Raw genomic sequence first — 15,062 nt, 5'->3', positions numbered from 1 at the left:
TCTTATAGAAATGGGTAGACTTGGCAAATGTGACAGATAAAATGTGCGTAACGAAAGAAGCACCTGTTATATTAGGATAAATACAATAGAAGAAACGATGGATTTGTATGGCAAACCCATGTGTTCGCCCTGCCGTATCCGTTTAATCATTAGGGTAGACACATGGGTCTGACCCTATAGAAAATCATATACGTTTCACGAATAGGGTTAATGATGTTCAGAATTCTTTTTAATAGTGAGGGGATTGATGATGTGAATATTTAGCTTAGTTGATACTTTGGAAATGCGAAAAAACCGTTTTTGTTTTAAGGTATTAAACCCCTTCTTTATGTAATTTTTCCAGATATAAAATGAGCAGATGTAAATGGTTTTCTAAGTTGTCATCTGTGGTTACTTCTAAATATGGATATTCTTCCCAACCAGTACTAATTTCGGTTTTGAATATTTCCAAAGCGATTTTTTTTCGAATAGGTGTTATAGGGTGGTATGTATCAAAGATAATATGGAGGACTTTTTTGTTCACTATAATTCTTTTTACTCCGAGGTCATGAGCAAGTACACGTGCTTTCATGACATTAATCAGATTCTCCGTGCACTCTGGAATCGCTCCATATCTATCTCTTAGTTCTTCGATGAGTTCTTGGCATTCTTCTGGTGTTTGCACAGATGAAATTCGTTGGTACCATTGCATTCTTTGCAATGAATCGGTGATGAAATCGTCAGGGATGCGAGCATTGATGTTCCCTTCTAAAGGGGGTAGTTTTTTACGGATGATAGGTTGTCCCTTCATCTCTGCGATAACTTCTTCAATTAGTTCGCGGTAAGTATCGAAGCCGACCGCATTAATATGTCCACTTTGTTCAGGTCCTAACAAATCTCCTGCTCCACGAATTTCTAAATCTTTAAGGGCAACTTGAAGTCCTGAACCTAAAACTGAAAAGTCTTGAATGGCTTTTAATCGTTCTTGTGCTTCTTTGGTGAGTGATTTGTCGGAAGGTATTAGTAGATAGGCAAAGGCACGGTGTTTATATCTTCCAACCCTACCACGAATTTGGTATAACTCGCTTAAGCCGAACCTATCTGCACGGTCAACAATGATGGTATTAACATTTGGTATATCAATACCTGAAGCAATGATAGTTGTGCAGACAAGCACATCAATTTCTCGGTTGATGAAGGCGGTCATGATACGTTCCAACTCATTTTTGGACATTTGCCCGTGACCGATGCCGATTCGTGCATGAGGAACCCATTGTTGTAGTTTTTTTGCGGTGTATTCAATTGTCTGTACACGGTTGTGTAAGTAGTAAACTTGTCCTTCTCGTCGCAGTTCTCTTTCAATGGCTTCTTTAATGACCTCAGGAGATGCATGGGTAATGCATGTATGGATAGGTAATCGGTCATTAGGTGCTGTATTAATGACACTCATATCTCGTATTCCAGAGAGGCAAAACTGTAATGTTCTGGGGATAGGTGTGGCAGTGAGAGTTAGAGAATCGACATGTTCACGAAGTTTTTTAAGTTGTTCTTTGTGGCGAACACCAAATCTTTGTTCTTCATCAATAATAAGTAGCCCGAGATCTTTAAATTGGACATCTTTAGAAAGGAGTCGATGTGTGCCGATTACAATATCTACTTCACCTGTCATTAAACCTTTTAATACGTCTTTTATCTGTTTTGTTGTCCGTAGACGGCTTAATGCTTCTATGCGGATAGGGAACCCAGCCATTCGTTCTTGAAAGGTATGCCAATGTTGATGGACTAATACTGTTGTCGGTGCAAGCACCGCAACCTGCTTACCATCCATAACCGCCTTGAAGCTGGCGCGGATAGCCACCTCTGTTTTTCCGAAGCCGACGTCTCCACAAATAAGTCGGTCCATCGGTTTGGGGTCTTCCATATCCCGTTTTACTTCCTCAATGGCACGATACTGGTCTGGGGTCTCTTCATAGTCAAAAGCTTCTTCCATTTGCCGTTGCCATGGGGTATCCGCTGAAAATGCAAAACCTTTAGAGTGATGCCGTTTTGCATATAATTTTAGTAGTTCCTCTGCAAATTGTTTGACAGACTCTCTGACTTTTTCTTTCGTTTTGTTCCATGTTTTTCCACCCATTTTATCTAAATTAGGTGTGACACCTTCACCAGCAATATATTTTCGTATCTGATCTAATTGTGTGACTGGGATATAAAGTCTATCCCCATCTCGATAGATGATGGATAGGTAATCGGCAGGTTTATCAGAAAATCGATATAATCCTGCGAACTTACCTATTCCGTGTGTTTCATGAACAACGAAGTCCCCTGGTTTTAAGTCGGTTAATGAATAAATACGGCTACCTCTGCGGAAAAATCGACCTTTTCGGCGAACATATTTTCTGCCAAACAATTCTCTTTCACTGATAACTACTAATTTTTCATCTGGATATATGAAGCCAGCACGAATTTTTCCTAACTCAATTTTTAGGTCAAAGGGGTCTTTATCTAATCGGTAACCTTGTTCTGTAACCAACTCATGCATTCGCAATTGTTCTGCTGGTGTGTTGCATAAGAGACGCACTTGATAATGTTCAATGTCCCATTGCTTTAATTGTTCCCAGAATTGACTTAAATTGCCAGCCCACATCTGTACGGAATTCATAGGGATGATAATACGTTGGGCTACATTCCTTTCGGGTAGTGAAAGTGATGCAATTTCTATGTTTTTAAAGGTACTACATTTTTCTTTCAATTCTTCTAAGGAAAAAAGATATGGGTTTTCTGTAAATTCACTTTCTATCTTCTCTCCTTCTGAAAATATATTTAATGGTTCATCCCATACAATTAGTGTATCAGTCGGTAGATAGTCCAGAATCCATGTTTTTTCTTTTAAAGTTATTTTTTCTCTCAATAAGTCCTTCTCTGTTTTAAGTATAATATCCACGAAATCAATGGGGGCAATACTTTTCTGTGTTTCTGGGTCAAATTCTCGAATGGATTCAATAGTATCAGCAAAAAATTCCAGACGTACTGGTAACTCATGACCATAAGGGAAAATATCAAGGATTCCACCGCGTCGGCTAAATTCGCCATGTTGAGATACAGACGCCTCACGTTGGTAGCCTGAGGCGACTAACAAATGTGTTAATTCTTCAAGACTATACTCCTGTTCTGTCTGCAAATGAATTCGTTGCCGTTCTAATGATTGAACAGGTGGAACTATTTGTAATACAGAACGAATTGTAGAAATGATTATTTTCGGCTTTTGTTTGCCAGAGATAATTCGTGTTAATAAATGGAGTCGTTCAGAAACAATATCTTCAGCAGGGTCAATAATATCTGTTGGCATGGTTTCCCATGGAGGGAAAAGGGCACATGTTTCTTCAGAGCTCAGTGTTACAAAATCTTCGTAAATATCTTCAGCGGACTGGTTATCAGGTGCGATAATGAAAAGGGGTGTATTTAGTGCAGAACTTAATAGGTAAGCAATGACACTTTTACCTGTTCCCCATGGACCCGAGACCTGAATATAGTTCGTATGATGAAATCCTTGGGCAAGTTTGTGAATTATTTCAAATTCTTTTAAGGAAATTGCCATTTTTAGCACGTACCAAATTACTAATATCCGCTTGTGTTATTGAGTCTATCGAGTGATTAATGCTTCCCGTTCAGGTCCGACAGAAATATATTTAATGGGGCATTCGATTCTTTTTTCGATTTCTATTACATAATTTTGAGCATTTTTAGGAAGGTCTTCAAACCGACGCACCTTGGAAATGTCTTCATCCCAGCCTGGAAGTTCTATGTATATCGGTTTTGATTGTTCAAGGATAGGATTGATTGGAAAATCTTCAAATATTTTATCTTCGAATTGATAGTGTGTACAAAGTTTTAAGACTTTTCTTCCAGTAAGGCTATCTAATTTCGTTAGAGCGACTTCGGTTGCTCCTTGAAGTTTTACACCATAACGGGTAGCAACAGCATCGAAATGTCCAATAGTTCTTGGTCTCCCTGTTGCTGCACCATATTCTTTTGCTATTTTGCGGAGCTGATCGGCTTCTTCAGGTTCCATCAGGGTTACAAAAGGACCCTCACCCACACAGGTTGAAAAGGCTTTTACCACAGCGATTACTCGGTCGGGTTTGAAACCGAACAATCCACCCCCAATAGGTGCAAAGGCTGAAAGTGTGCACGACGATGTCGTGTATGGATATATGCCGAAATAAAGGTCACGCAGAGTTCCTAATTGGGCTTCAAAAAGAATTTTCTTTCCTGCACGGACTGCATCTTCAAGTATTTTATTTGTATCTTTGATATATGGCAGTAAAAGTCCACCCCATTTTTGAGTCCATTCCCAGATTTCGTTAAAGGTAAACGGTGATTCTTTTCCATAAACACCGCGGGCTATTTGTAACTTCCATTTTACAATCTGTTCCAGTCGCGATTTAAGTTTTTCTGGATAGAGAAGTTCGCCCATTAATATTGCTTTTTTAACTGTTCTGTCTCCATAAACGGGTGCAATTCCACGACGTGTTGAACCGTATGCGTTTTTACCTAACCGCTCTTCCTCCCAAACATCTTCTAATTGGTGATACGGGAAACAGATTGTAGCCCGCTCTGAAATCATAATTTGAGGGTCAATCCCTTTTTCTTGGAAGCTCTGAATCTCTTCTACAAGGCTTTGCAAGTTGATAACCATTCCAGGACCGAGAATATTTATCGTTTTTTTACTGAATACGCCTGAGGGAATTAGATGCAATTTAAATTCACCATATTCATTTATTACTGTATGGCCAGCATTGTTGCCACCTTGATACCGAATCACAAAATCTGCATCCTGAGCGAAGTAATCAACCATTCGTCCCTTGCCCTCATCACCCCAATTGGCTCCGACAATAATTTCGATACTCATAAAGTATGCCTTTTCCTTCTACTTTTGTTTTCACAAAAAAACGGGCCGAATTAAAATCGACCCGCATACTTCTTACATATTATACTTAAAACAATTATCTCGAGTAGAAACCGATGACACCAGCAGTATCTTCAAGGAAAGGTAGATTTTCCTCTGCTGGGACAGAAACAACATGTCCTTCAAATGATTTTGCTTCCCGTGCTAAATGAGGTGGAATTTCTTGATACGGATTTTCTGCACCTGTGGCAATCATTGGGATATTTCTGCTTTTTTCACGGACAGTTATTTTCATGCCTGGTTTTACTATGAATGAAGGAATGTTTACCTTTTTACCATCCACAAGAAAATGGCAATGTGTAACTAACTGACGTGCAGATGAAATCGTTGGGGCAAACCCTAAACGATATATGACCGTATCTAATCGACTTTCTAAAAGGCGAATTAAATTTACACCTGTATCTCCAGCAATCCGTTTCGCTTCCTGAAAAGTCTTCTTCATTTGCCGTTCCATTAAACCATAATGTGTGCGGATTTTCTGCTTTGCTAACAATTGTTTGGCATAAACAGAAAGTTTTCCTTTCGGGTCTCTTCCATGTTGACCCGGACGGAACGGACGCTTTTTCGACGGGCATTTCGGGCTTCCCCAGATACAGGAACCCAAACGCCGACATAACTTATGTTTCGGACCTAAATATCTTCCCATACGTTCCTGTTATTCCTTACGTGATTAGTTTTTAATAATTAAATGATACACAAACACTCTCTTTTACAGCCGCGGAAAAGATAGAGGTGTAAATAATAATCTTTTTTGAAGTCTTATATTATAAATATTTTATTTAGGTAAAAACAAATTACAAATCAACTCATGAAAAATATAAACCAAGAGCCTCCAAGGGGAAATGAATTGTGATTGGAAGGTATAGACTTTTCGAAAATTATACTAACTCTTTGGCTTCCCATTTCTGATTACTATTATCCAAAACTTAGCATTACACAATTTTTCATATTATAGCTACATTAATGTTTACTCATGGGTATAATAGGTAGGGCAATTTATGAATCATCTCTACTTGAGTTGGTATGAGGTTATGTAATTAGCATTAATGTGATGTTGGAAAGGTTGAGCACGTTAAAGGTTTTTAGTTTAATAGGAGTATTTTTGCGGTGTTGTTGAGGGGGAACAGTCCTGATTGAAGTATCTTTTGACTTCTAGTTTCTGTTTTCAGTTGGACGATAGTTTCTAAAAGATATGCGAGTGGGAACCCTGCTTTTTTTAATTGATGGCATTGTTCAAGGAGTTCTGAGTATTTTCCTTCTGCATAATTTTTCCATATCGGTTTTAATAGACATGCCAAGTAAATGTTTCTCTTTGCTAGTGGGATAAATATTTCTTCTGCTGTTGTTAATTGTCCTGTTTCTGTTAAGAATAAGATTAAGGCGATGTTGGCCCAAATTGTTTGGTTACTAAAATGTCTAAATAGACCTTGAGCTTCGTTTTTTTTGTCCATAGCAATCAATTGGAACGTCAATTGGGGTGTGGTGTTTAATCCAGCTGAACCGTCGGGAAAAACTAACCAATCAAGCAATGATTCATTATTAAGTTTGTGTGAGCGGTACTGTTCTAAGATTTTGAGCATTTTATCTTTTCTGTTTTTCTTTTCATCTTCCCACTGATATTCTGGGTTACAGTTGTAAAATGCATCGTAGGTAGTTTTATTGTTTTCGTGTTGGATTTTTGGTGGTATTTCATAAGAGGCGATACCTTCAAAGGAGGGGAAGACTTTTTCGTGAAAATTAATATCCCGTTTTTTGAGTTCTTCTCGTAGTATGCATGGCATGTTAAAATTCCATTGCATACTATAAATCAGCCAGATAGTTGAAGATGGGTTTTTGTGTTGTAAATCCAGTATTCCATCTATTGCAGATTTTATGGATGTAGAATATAGAATAGGTGTGGTATTGGGATTAGGCATTGCGTATTTTAATGTGACTGCTTCTTCAAATCTACCAGTAATAATAATGTCATTAGCTATGGTTCGTTCATTGATATATTTGGCACATGTGTCCCAGTCTGAATATGGCAAACAAGCCCTGTAAATAATGAATTGATGAATGAAGAACAAAACGGTAATTGTGGTTAGAAATCTGTAAAGATTTTTATTTCTAATTTGAATTAGGAAAATGTATAATAGGGCAATTTTGCATATAAAAGACAGGTAGAAATAGCGAACCATCGAAATGTTTATTCCTAAGATTATCTGAATTAGCCCAAAACAAATCGGCATTATGACTCCGAAAAAGAGTAAATAGCAGGATATATTTTTTGGTAAGGTTTTATTTTTTATGATATAAAATAATTCTTTTGCGAGTAGGTATAGGAGAAGAAGTGAAAGAAGACAATTTCCGCTGTAGACAACGATTTTGGGTGCATATTCAAAAAAATGATTTAGCCATGGTGGTATTTGCCTGTGAACGAAAAACAACGGCTGTATGAGTATTCCCCAAGAGGTCATTGAAGGAATCTCATAATCCATCACACTGAAAATAAAAAGGAATATTTGTTTGATACCTTTTTCAGGTGCAAATTCAATATTATTGGTGCGAATGAAAAATCCTAAATAAAAAATAACGAAACCTATCATTGTAGAATTCAGAAAGAGAAACAAGATATTCCGTTTATTGATTCTTCTATTAAGAATTAAAAACAGGGATTCTGCCAAAGGTATCCAGAAAAAGATGTAGTGAGTAAAAATAAGTATTACATTAATAAAACAGAGGATAAGAAGATATTTTACTTTTACATGGTCATTATTTATAAGTGTGAAAAAATAGAAGGATATAGTGCTTAGTAAAAAGGCTAAAGCATGAGGTCGTAATAACATGCTATACCAGAGGTGGATTGGCACCAACGCAACGGAAACAGATGTAAGAAAGGCTATTTTACTACTGGCAAATTTTGAAATTGACAGATAGATAAAGAGGGAACTAAATAAACAACATAGCACAGAGAAATATCGGAATGTATTCAATGGTATATGAAGGTATTTAGCGTTGAAGTAGAGTAGTAGTGGATATATCGGGGCTACTTCAGGACCTACACTTCCCTGAACGGTAAGGAATTCTATTGCAGAAGATGCCTCTGTAAATAAAACACCGCCGAGCAACTCATCACCCCAGAGAGAAGGTTTTTGAGGCAACGATATAATTGCTATAACTGATATTAAAAATAAGATAATGATTAAATAATATTTTTTTATCGTATTCATATATAAACGTAATATACTATTATTTGCTTTTAATATAACATTTATTGTTTCCTATATCAATGGGGCTATTTTATAAAGCGGTGTGCTAAAATAGTTTTTGTATTTTTTTAACATGTTTTTTTATTATGTTATATAGTTTGTTGGTTTATTTGAAGCAAAAAGAATTAAACATAGAAAGGAAAAGGATGATGAGCCATTTTTTTCTGAAAGTCAGTTTGATAGGCATAACCCTAATTTTTATTTTTTCTTGTTTTTTTATAGTCCACGCAGATTCGCAAGTTCGTGTTGCTATTATCACGGGAGGCCATAGTTATGATAAAGAGCCGTTTGAAGCAATGTGGGCAAGTATGACAGATGTTAAGGCGGAATACTTTGATTATGCAGGTGGAAAATGTGCTTTTTTTGATAATGATAAATATAAAGAGTTTGACACGATTATTTTCTATAATTTTCATCAAAAAATAACAAAGAAACAGCAAAAAAATTTCCTGGATATGCTAAATAGTGGCAAAAAAATAATTGTTATGCACCATGCCATATCTGCTTTTCCAGAGTGGAATGAATTTTCAAAGATTATCGGGGCAAAATATTTTTTGGAAGATATGGAATGGGAAGGGAAAAAATATGAACGCTCTAAATATAAGCATGATGTAAAAATTCCAGTACATATTGCGGACAAAAATCACCCCATTACGCAGGGGGTAGAAGATTTTGAAGAAATAGATGAGACATATAGTCAGTTCTATATCTCCCCGGAGGTTCATGTGCTTTTGACAACGAACCATCCTGAAAGTGCTTCTTTTATAGGCTGGGTAAATAAATATAACAATACGGAGATTTTTTTCATCCAGTTAGGTCATGGTCCACAAAATTTTGCCAATGAACAATTTCGTAAACTCATGTATAATGCAATTAAATGGTCCGCAGGAAAAAACAATTAATTTTTTAGAGGAAAACTAACAATGAAAAAGATTTTTGTCCTTTTTGGTTTGATAATTTTATTGGGTAGTTTAATGTGTTTTGCAGATGATTCCCCGTTTTTCAAAGAATTTTTTGCTATGGATACTGCAACACGGGATGCGGAACATTCAACACCTGATTTGCAGGTAGCTTTTGCCAAAGAATTAGGTTTTACAGGCATAAGCTGGACAGGTTTTGACTCGTTTGCAGAACTTAAAAATGCCCTGCAAGCCAACGGGCTCAAATTATATGCTGTTTATTTCTGGGGAACAATAGAAAAAGAAGGCTTCCAGATACAACCCGGATTGGCAGAGGCATTAGAAATTATGAAAGGAAATGAATATTTCCTCTGGCTGACTATCAACAGTCAGGCATGGAAATTTAACGAACCGGAATCGTATCAGCAGGCACTTGCCTTAATCCGTAATGTAGCGGACCAGGCATTGCCTTATGGTGTAAAGGTAGCCCTGTATCCTCATGCAGGTTGCTGGCTTGATAAAACAGAACAGGCCTATCAATTAGCACAGGATTCGGGCAAACCCAATGTGGGCATTTCTTTCAATCTGTGCCACTGGTTAAAGGTGGATGGACCCGAAATGAATTTAGATTTGCTTATTCGCAAGGTAAAACCGAAATTATTTGTTGTAACCTTGAATGGGGCAGAACCTCCTGGGGATTGGGATAAATTAATCCAACCGCTGGACAAAGGAACTTATGATTTAAAACCTCTATTGAAAACATTAAAATCAGTGGGTTATACAGGTCCCGTTGGTTTACAGGGCTATGGAATACAAGAGCCTGTAAAAGAGCATTTGCCTCGTTCTATGAAGGTGTGGAAAGAACTTGTGTCTTCTGTTGCTACCTACGAGCCTGTTCGGGTTTCCACAAACGATTTAAATGCGTTCCGTGAACCAACAGGCACATGGTATTGCGGAAGCGATGCAATGACAGACCCGCAGAATGAGGCTTTACTTACGTCATTACCTGGCATTGGTGTGCTTATCAATGGTAAAGATGGCAAAACAAACCATCTCATTACAAAGGAAGAATGGGGTGATGTGGAAGCACATATCGAATTTATGGTGCCTAAGGGTTCCAATTCGGGTGTATATTTCCAAGGTAGATATGAAATTCAGGTTTTGGATAGTTGGGGTGTGGCAGAGCCAAAACATAGTGATTGTGGGGGTATCTACCAACGTTGGCATGAGGAACCGGGTATTCCGGATGACCAGCGTGGATATGAAGGGAAACCCCCTCGTGTAAATGCATCTCGCCCCCCTGGTGTATGGCAAAGTTTTGATGTCATCTTCAAGGCTCCCAGATTTGATGCAGAAGGGAAAAAGATTGCCAATGCTCAATTCGTGCGTGTTATTCATAACGGTGTGGTGGTTCACGAAAATCAAGAACTATCGGGGCCGACACGGGCATCTTTATTCAATGACGAAGCACCAAAAGGACCGATAATGTTGCAGGGAGACCATGGTCCTGTGGCGTATAGAAATTTCTGGGTTCGGCCCTTAACAGAAAAAGAATAAATTTTATTATAAGGAGACTTTCTATGGGGACCAGCAATGAAAAACAAACATTGTCCAGACGCAGTTTCATGAAGACATCTGCGTTGCTTGCGTCTTTCCCTTTAATTCCTTCCTTTTCTCTCTTTGGCAAAGACCCGAAACCTTCTGAAAAAGTAGGTGTGGCTTTCATTGGGACAGGAGGACGAGGAAGATATTTGATGGATGCTTTAATGTCCGTAAAAGAAGCTCAAATCAGGGCTTTATGTGATGTACGGAAAGAGGATTTAGATGAGGCTTATGAGGATGTCCGTAAGAAATTTAAGGACGTATCCCTTTACAGAGATTTTCATGAAGTCTTATCCCGTTCAGATATAGATGCGGTAGTTATTGCTACCAATGACCATTGGCATGGAATTCTTGCTGTTTTATCTGCCCAGGCAGGGAAAGATATGTATGTTGAAAAGCCTTTATGTATTTCTATTCAGGACGATTTGAAAGTTAGAGAGGCAATAAAGAAGCACAACCGTATCTTCCAGTTTGGAACTCAACAGCGTTCTAATGACGATTTTCGATTTGCCTGTGAATTGGTTAGAAATGGCTATATTGGTGAATTAAAGAAAATCCGTGTTGGAGTGCCTGGTGGCATTGTGGGTCCTACATGTGGAGAAGAACCTGTTCCTGCTCCCGAAGATTTCAATTATGAAATGTGGTTAGGACCTGCCCCTACAGTTCCCTATTGCAAGGCACGAACCGAGAGACCCAATTGGTACCATATTGCAGATTATGCGATGGGCTTCATCGGAGGTTGGGGAATTCATCATGTTGATATTGCCCAATGGGGACATGGTAATGATGAGACATCGGGACCCATTGAATATGAAGGAAAGGGAGAATTCCCAAAAGAAGGCATTTGCGATTGTGCAATGGCGTGGGATGTCCAGATGAAATATGCAGATGGTATCATTGTCCATTTTACCAATGAACAAACAGAGAAAAAAGAACCCAACCTGAACCCCACAGGAATAACCTTCGAAGGGACAGAAGGAACTGTGTATGTTAATCGGGAGACACTCCAGGCAAAACCTGAAAAATTACTGGATATTAAATTGAAGCCGACAGATGTTCATCTGTATCAGAGTAAACATCACTTAAAGAACTTCATTGAATGTGTGAAAACACGAAAACAAACCATAGCCAATATTGATGTTGCAGTGCGTTCCAATGCACTTTGTTTATTAAGTGATATTGCCATTCGTACCCAGAAAATCATTCGCTGGGACCCCGAAAAAGAAGTCATAACAGACCCTTCCCCCTTACCCGATAATGTCCAGCAACTCATCCATCGTCCCAAAAAACAACCCTGGAATGTTATTTAAAGGAAAGTAAAAAGTTGTGGAAGATAAAATATTGAAAATTGAGTGGGAACGGCTTGTTTCAGAAGGGGAGACTTGTCCGAGATGTGGGGATACGGAGAATGAGTTGGAAAAGGCAGTGGCTCAGTTGCAGTCTATGCTAAAGTCGAAAGGGATTGTTGTCATTCTTGAAAAACGGGAAATTACACCAGAACAGTTTCAGAACAATCCGCTTCAATCAAACAGGATTATTATCAATGGCCGATTATTAGAAGAGTATATTAATGCGAAGACGGGAAAGAGCCCGTGTTGTAGTGTTTGTGGTCCCAATGATTGTAGAACGGTGAAGGTTGATAATACAATTTATGAAGCTATCCCATCCACGATAATTATTGAGGCAGTTATGAAAGCACTGTATTATATATGATGACCAATCATGTTAAAGGTGATAAAGGTTTATAAAGGAAAAGTATTACCTAAGTAAAGAGTGAAATATGGATGTTGTGAATAATAGTCGGAAGTTGAGTTTAACTGATTGCGAATCCTAATTCTTTTAATGATTGTATTCCTTGCTTTACTTCTTCCACAGATTTCATTAGTGCGGATTTATTTTCATTGGAAAGGGGCAACTCGATGATTTTTTCTACCCCTTTCGCCCCTAATATACAGGGCAACCCTACAAATACACCAGAAATTCCATATTCCCCTTGTGCATATACGGCACAGGGTAACAACGCTTTTTCGTCATGCAAAATAGCCTTGACCATTCTTGCAGAACTTGCAGATGGTGCATAATAAGCACTGCCTGTTTTTAAGAGGGATACAATTTCTGCACCGCCTTTTCTTGTCCTATCAATAATCTGTTCCAATCGTTCTGTAGGAATAAGTTCTTTTACAGGAATTCCGGCAACGGTGGTATAGTCCGGTATTGGAACCATCAAATCACCGTGGGAGCCTAACACCATTGCATTTACTTGCTTCTGGCTTACACCGAGTTCCTCCGCAATAAATGAACACATCCTTGCACTGTCTAAACAGCCTGCCATTCCCATTATTTTTGATGGGGGATGGTTCAATAAATGGAAAGCCAACTGCACCATGATGTCCAAAGGATTCGTTATAACGATTACAATGGCATCTGGTGCAAATCGCTTTATGTAATCACAAATATTAGCAATAATTTTCCCATTCTTTTCCAACAAATCGAGACGACTCATCCCTGGTTTTCTTGGAAAGCCTGCAGAAATAACGATGATGTCTGCATCCTTCATATCCGAAAAATCATTACTGCCTTGTATGGAAACACTATACCCACGAACCACACCTGCCTGTATCAAATCTAATGCCTTCCCCTGCGGTAAGCCTTCCACAATATCCAGGAGCAACACATCGCCTAACTCCATTTCGACGCAATACTGTGCAAAAGTGGCTCCAACATTTCCTGCTCCAACAGATACAATTTTAGGTCGGCTAAATTTACCTTTTGTCATAATCTACTCCTTGATATTTAATGTTGGTATGAAGAATTAATCATCTTTTTTCTGGGAAGAAATGTGCCTCAACCATTGCACAAAGAGTATGCCATATAGGTTGATGTGCCTCTTGAATGACTTTTGTGGTTGCTCCAGGGACTTTAATGCAAACATGAGCATACTTTGATAGGAGCCCGCCTGAAGGACCTGTCATAGCAATAACTGTCCCTTTTTTTGCTCGAGCAACACTCACAGCATAAAGGCAGTTTTTTGCATTGCCAGAGGTTGAGATTGTTAATAAAATATCCCCTGCATTCATTAAAACATTTAATTCCTGAGCAAAGGCAATATCTCTCATAGGACAGTCATTTTCGATGGCTGTTTTCAATGAACTGTTCATTCCCAAAGGGATAGCACGTAGCCCCGCTTCCAGATATTCACTTAATTCTGCTCCCATATATTCATTTACTATACACTCTTTGAGGGTAGTATCTAATGGTCGTTTCCGCTCGAAACTTTTAACCAATTCACCAGCAATGTGTAAGGCATCTGCGTATGAACCTCCATTGCCACAGGTGAAAAGAGTCCCATGATGCTTAAAACATTCGACAAGTAATTGATGTGCTTTTAATATATTCTCAGAGCATGAGGCTAAGTCAGGTCGACGAGATAATAAATCATCAAAAATTTCTTTTTCGATAGGAGATAAATTCATAATAGTTATTTCCTTAAATTTATGAAGATGGTATACGTGAGGTGAAGAAATTATACCAAGTTTAACTGAACAAATCATAAAACGGAATTTAAAATCTTTTAATCAGAAAGCACTGTCCACAAAAATTTTTAATTCTTTAACTAATCAATTTTTATTGTATCCAAGGGATGCACATTATTATTACGTTATATTTCTCAATGTTTTATGGGAATATTTAGTGTTATTTCCTCTATTTGATAATTGCCTTATATGTCATTCTAATAATCAGAACATCCGTTTTTTTAGAGAGGTGCTCATCAATTATCCTCGATTTGTTAAGTTGACAAGAGAAATGGATGTTTGGTAAAATATTTATCCCCATGAGGATAAAAATGAAGAATCGCTGGCGTAGCTCAGCAGGTAGAGCAGCTGACTTGTAATCAGCAGGTCGGGGGTTCGATTCCCTTCGCCAGCTCCAGGAAATTGAATATACGTTTTGTGGTGGGCTGCCCGAGTGGTTAAAGGGGACGGGCTGTAAACCCGTTGGCTAGCGCCTACGTTGGTTCGAATCCAGCGCCCACCACCACTTGTGATAAATCGCAGAAATGCGTTTATATAGATTGCGATGCGGGAGTAGCTCAGTTGGTAGAGCGTCAGCCTTCCAAGCTGAGGGTCACGGGTTCGAATCCCGCCTCCCGCTCCATAATATGCCCACGTAGCTCAGTCGGTAGAGCACTTCCATGGTAAGGAAGGGGTCACCAGTTCAATTCTGGTCGTGGGCTCCATTAGTCATAAAGGTTTATTAGGTAAGTAATTTAAAATTTAACTAAAAACAAAACCTAAAAAAGAAGGAATACAACGATGTCGAAGCAGAAGTTTGAGCGGAAGAAGCCGCATGTGAACATTGGGACGATAG

At 38.5% G+C, this 15,062-nt stretch carries 10 protein-coding genes and 4 tRNA genes; 8 read left to right on the top strand and 6 right to left on the bottom strand.

Annotated features, from left to right (window positions below; genetic code table 11):
• Window positions 1-313: 313 nt before the first annotated feature.
• The 4 genes from mfd to PLJ10_10805 all read right to left on the bottom strand — a co-directional run bounded on the left by mfd (window position 314) and on the right by PLJ10_10805 (window position 8,154).
• Window positions 314-3,574: a transcription-repair coupling factor gene (mfd, locus tag PLJ10_10820; protein HOK10137.1), complete on the bottom strand. Its 3,261-nt coding sequence runs from the start codon at window positions 3,572-3,574 to the stop codon at window positions 314-316.
• 45 nt (window positions 3,575-3,619) lie between these two features.
• On the bottom strand, window positions 3,620-4,888 hold the full coding sequence (locus PLJ10_10815) for an adenylosuccinate synthase (protein HOK10136.1): 1,269 nt from the start codon (window positions 4,886-4,888) through the stop codon (window positions 3,620-3,622).
• Window positions 4,889-4,982: 94 nt separating this feature from the next.
• The gene (rpsD, locus tag PLJ10_10810; GenBank protein ID HOK10135.1) at window positions 4,983-5,591 is read right to left on the bottom strand and encodes a 30S ribosomal protein S4; all 609 of its coding nucleotides are present in this window, start codon (window positions 5,589-5,591) and stop codon (window positions 4,983-4,985) included.
• A 436-nt stretch (window positions 5,592-6,027) separates the two neighbouring features.
• Window positions 6,028-8,154, bottom strand: a complete 2,127-nt coding sequence (locus PLJ10_10805; protein ID HOK10134.1) for a glycosyltransferase family 39 protein — start codon at window positions 8,152-8,154, stop codon at window positions 6,028-6,030.
• A 188-nt stretch (window positions 8,155-8,342) separates the two neighbouring features.
• On the opposite strand from PLJ10_10805, the gene PLJ10_10800 reads away from it, so the two are divergent.
• The 4 genes from PLJ10_10800 to PLJ10_10785 are packed head-to-tail and all read left to right on the top strand — an operon-like array spanning window position 8,343 to window position 12,407.
• Window positions 8,343-9,095, top strand: a complete 753-nt coding sequence (locus PLJ10_10800) for a ThuA domain-containing protein (GenBank protein HOK10133.1) — start codon at window positions 8,343-8,345, stop codon at window positions 9,093-9,095.
• Between the two features lie 21 nt (window positions 9,096-9,116).
• Window positions 9,117-10,649: a DUF1080 domain-containing protein gene (locus tag PLJ10_10795; GenBank protein HOK10132.1), complete on the top strand. Its 1,533-nt coding sequence runs from the start codon at window positions 9,117-9,119 to the stop codon at window positions 10,647-10,649.
• 23 nt (window positions 10,650-10,672) lie between these two features.
• Window positions 10,673-12,004, top strand: coding sequence for a Gfo/Idh/MocA family oxidoreductase (locus PLJ10_10790; GenBank protein HOK10131.1), 1,332 nt, complete (start codon window positions 10,673-10,675; stop codon window positions 12,002-12,004).
• A gap of 16 nt (window positions 12,005-12,020) precedes the next feature.
• On the top strand, window positions 12,021-12,407 hold the full coding sequence (locus PLJ10_10785) for a DUF2703 domain-containing protein (protein HOK10130.1): 387 nt from the start codon (window positions 12,021-12,023) through the stop codon (window positions 12,405-12,407).
• 100 nt (window positions 12,408-12,507) lie between these two features.
• On the opposite strand, the gene mdh is transcribed toward PLJ10_10785, so the two are convergent.
• Both mdh and PLJ10_10775 read right to left on the bottom strand, forming a co-directional pair.
• Window positions 12,508-13,470 carry a malate dehydrogenase gene (gene mdh / locus PLJ10_10780; protein HOK10129.1) on the bottom strand — a complete coding sequence of 321 codons (963 nt, stop codon included), beginning with the start codon at window positions 13,468-13,470 and terminating at the stop codon, window positions 12,508-12,510.
• Window positions 13,471-13,510: 40 nt separating this feature from the next.
• The gene (locus PLJ10_10775) at window positions 13,511-14,167 is read right to left on the bottom strand and encodes an SIS domain-containing protein (GenBank protein HOK10128.1); all 657 of its coding nucleotides are present in this window, start codon (window positions 14,165-14,167) and stop codon (window positions 13,511-13,513) included.
• 381 nt (window positions 14,168-14,548) lie between these two features.
• Between PLJ10_10775 and PLJ10_10770 the strand changes: the two genes are divergently transcribed.
• The 4 genes from PLJ10_10770 (at window position 14,549) to PLJ10_10755 (ending at window position 14,931) form a co-directional block, all read left to right on the top strand.
• Window positions 14,549-14,624 (top strand) — tRNA-Thr (locus PLJ10_10770).
• Between the two features lie 22 nt (window positions 14,625-14,646).
• Window positions 14,647-14,732, top strand: a tRNA-Tyr gene (locus tag PLJ10_10765).
• Window positions 14,733-14,773: 41 nt separating this feature from the next.
• A tRNA-Gly gene (locus tag PLJ10_10760) sits at window positions 14,774-14,849 on the top strand.
• 6 nt (window positions 14,850-14,855) lie between these two features.
• Window positions 14,856-14,931: transfer RNA gene (locus tag PLJ10_10755), tRNA-Thr, on the top strand.
• Window positions 14,932-15,062 lie beyond the last annotated feature (131 nt).

Origin of the sequence: Candidatus Hydrogenedens sp., assembly GCA_035361075.1 — a bacterium.
Classification (GTDB): Bacteria; Hydrogenedentota; Hydrogenedentia; order Hydrogenedentales; family Hydrogenedentaceae; genus Hydrogenedens.
The sequence above is the reverse complement of the archived record's forward strand: the minus strand, read 5'-3'. Positions and strand labels throughout refer to the sequence as shown.

Coding starts and splice junctions, on each gene's coding strand:
- PLJ10_10805 (HOK10134.1), bottom strand. CDS start 8,154: ATGAATACGATAAAAAAATATTATTTAATCATTATCTTATTTTTAATA.
- PLJ10_10795 (HOK10132.1), top strand. CDS start 9,117: ATGAAAAAGATTTTTGTCCTTTTTGGTTTGATAATTTTATTGGGTAGT.
- mdh (HOK10129.1), bottom strand. CDS start 13,470: ATGACAAAAGGTAAATTTAGCCGACCTAAAATTGTATCTGTTGGAGCA.
- PLJ10_10800 (HOK10133.1), top strand. CDS start 8,343: ATGAGCCATTTTTTTCTGAAAGTCAGTTTGATAGGCATAACCCTAATT.
- mfd (HOK10137.1), bottom strand. CDS start 3,574: ATGGCAATTTCCTTAAAAGAATTTGAAATAATTCACAAACTTGCCCAA.
- PLJ10_10815 (HOK10136.1), bottom strand. CDS start 4,888: ATGAGTATCGAAATTATTGTCGGAGCCAATTGGGGTGATGAGGGCAAG.
- PLJ10_10790 (HOK10131.1), top strand. CDS start 10,673: ATGGGGACCAGCAATGAAAAACAAACATTGTCCAGACGCAGTTTCATG.
- rpsD (HOK10135.1), bottom strand. CDS start 5,591: ATGGGAAGATATTTAGGTCCGAAACATAAGTTATGTCGGCGTTTGGGT.
- PLJ10_10775 (HOK10128.1), bottom strand. CDS start 14,167: ATGAATTTATCTCCTATCGAAAAAGAAATTTTTGATGATTTATTATCT.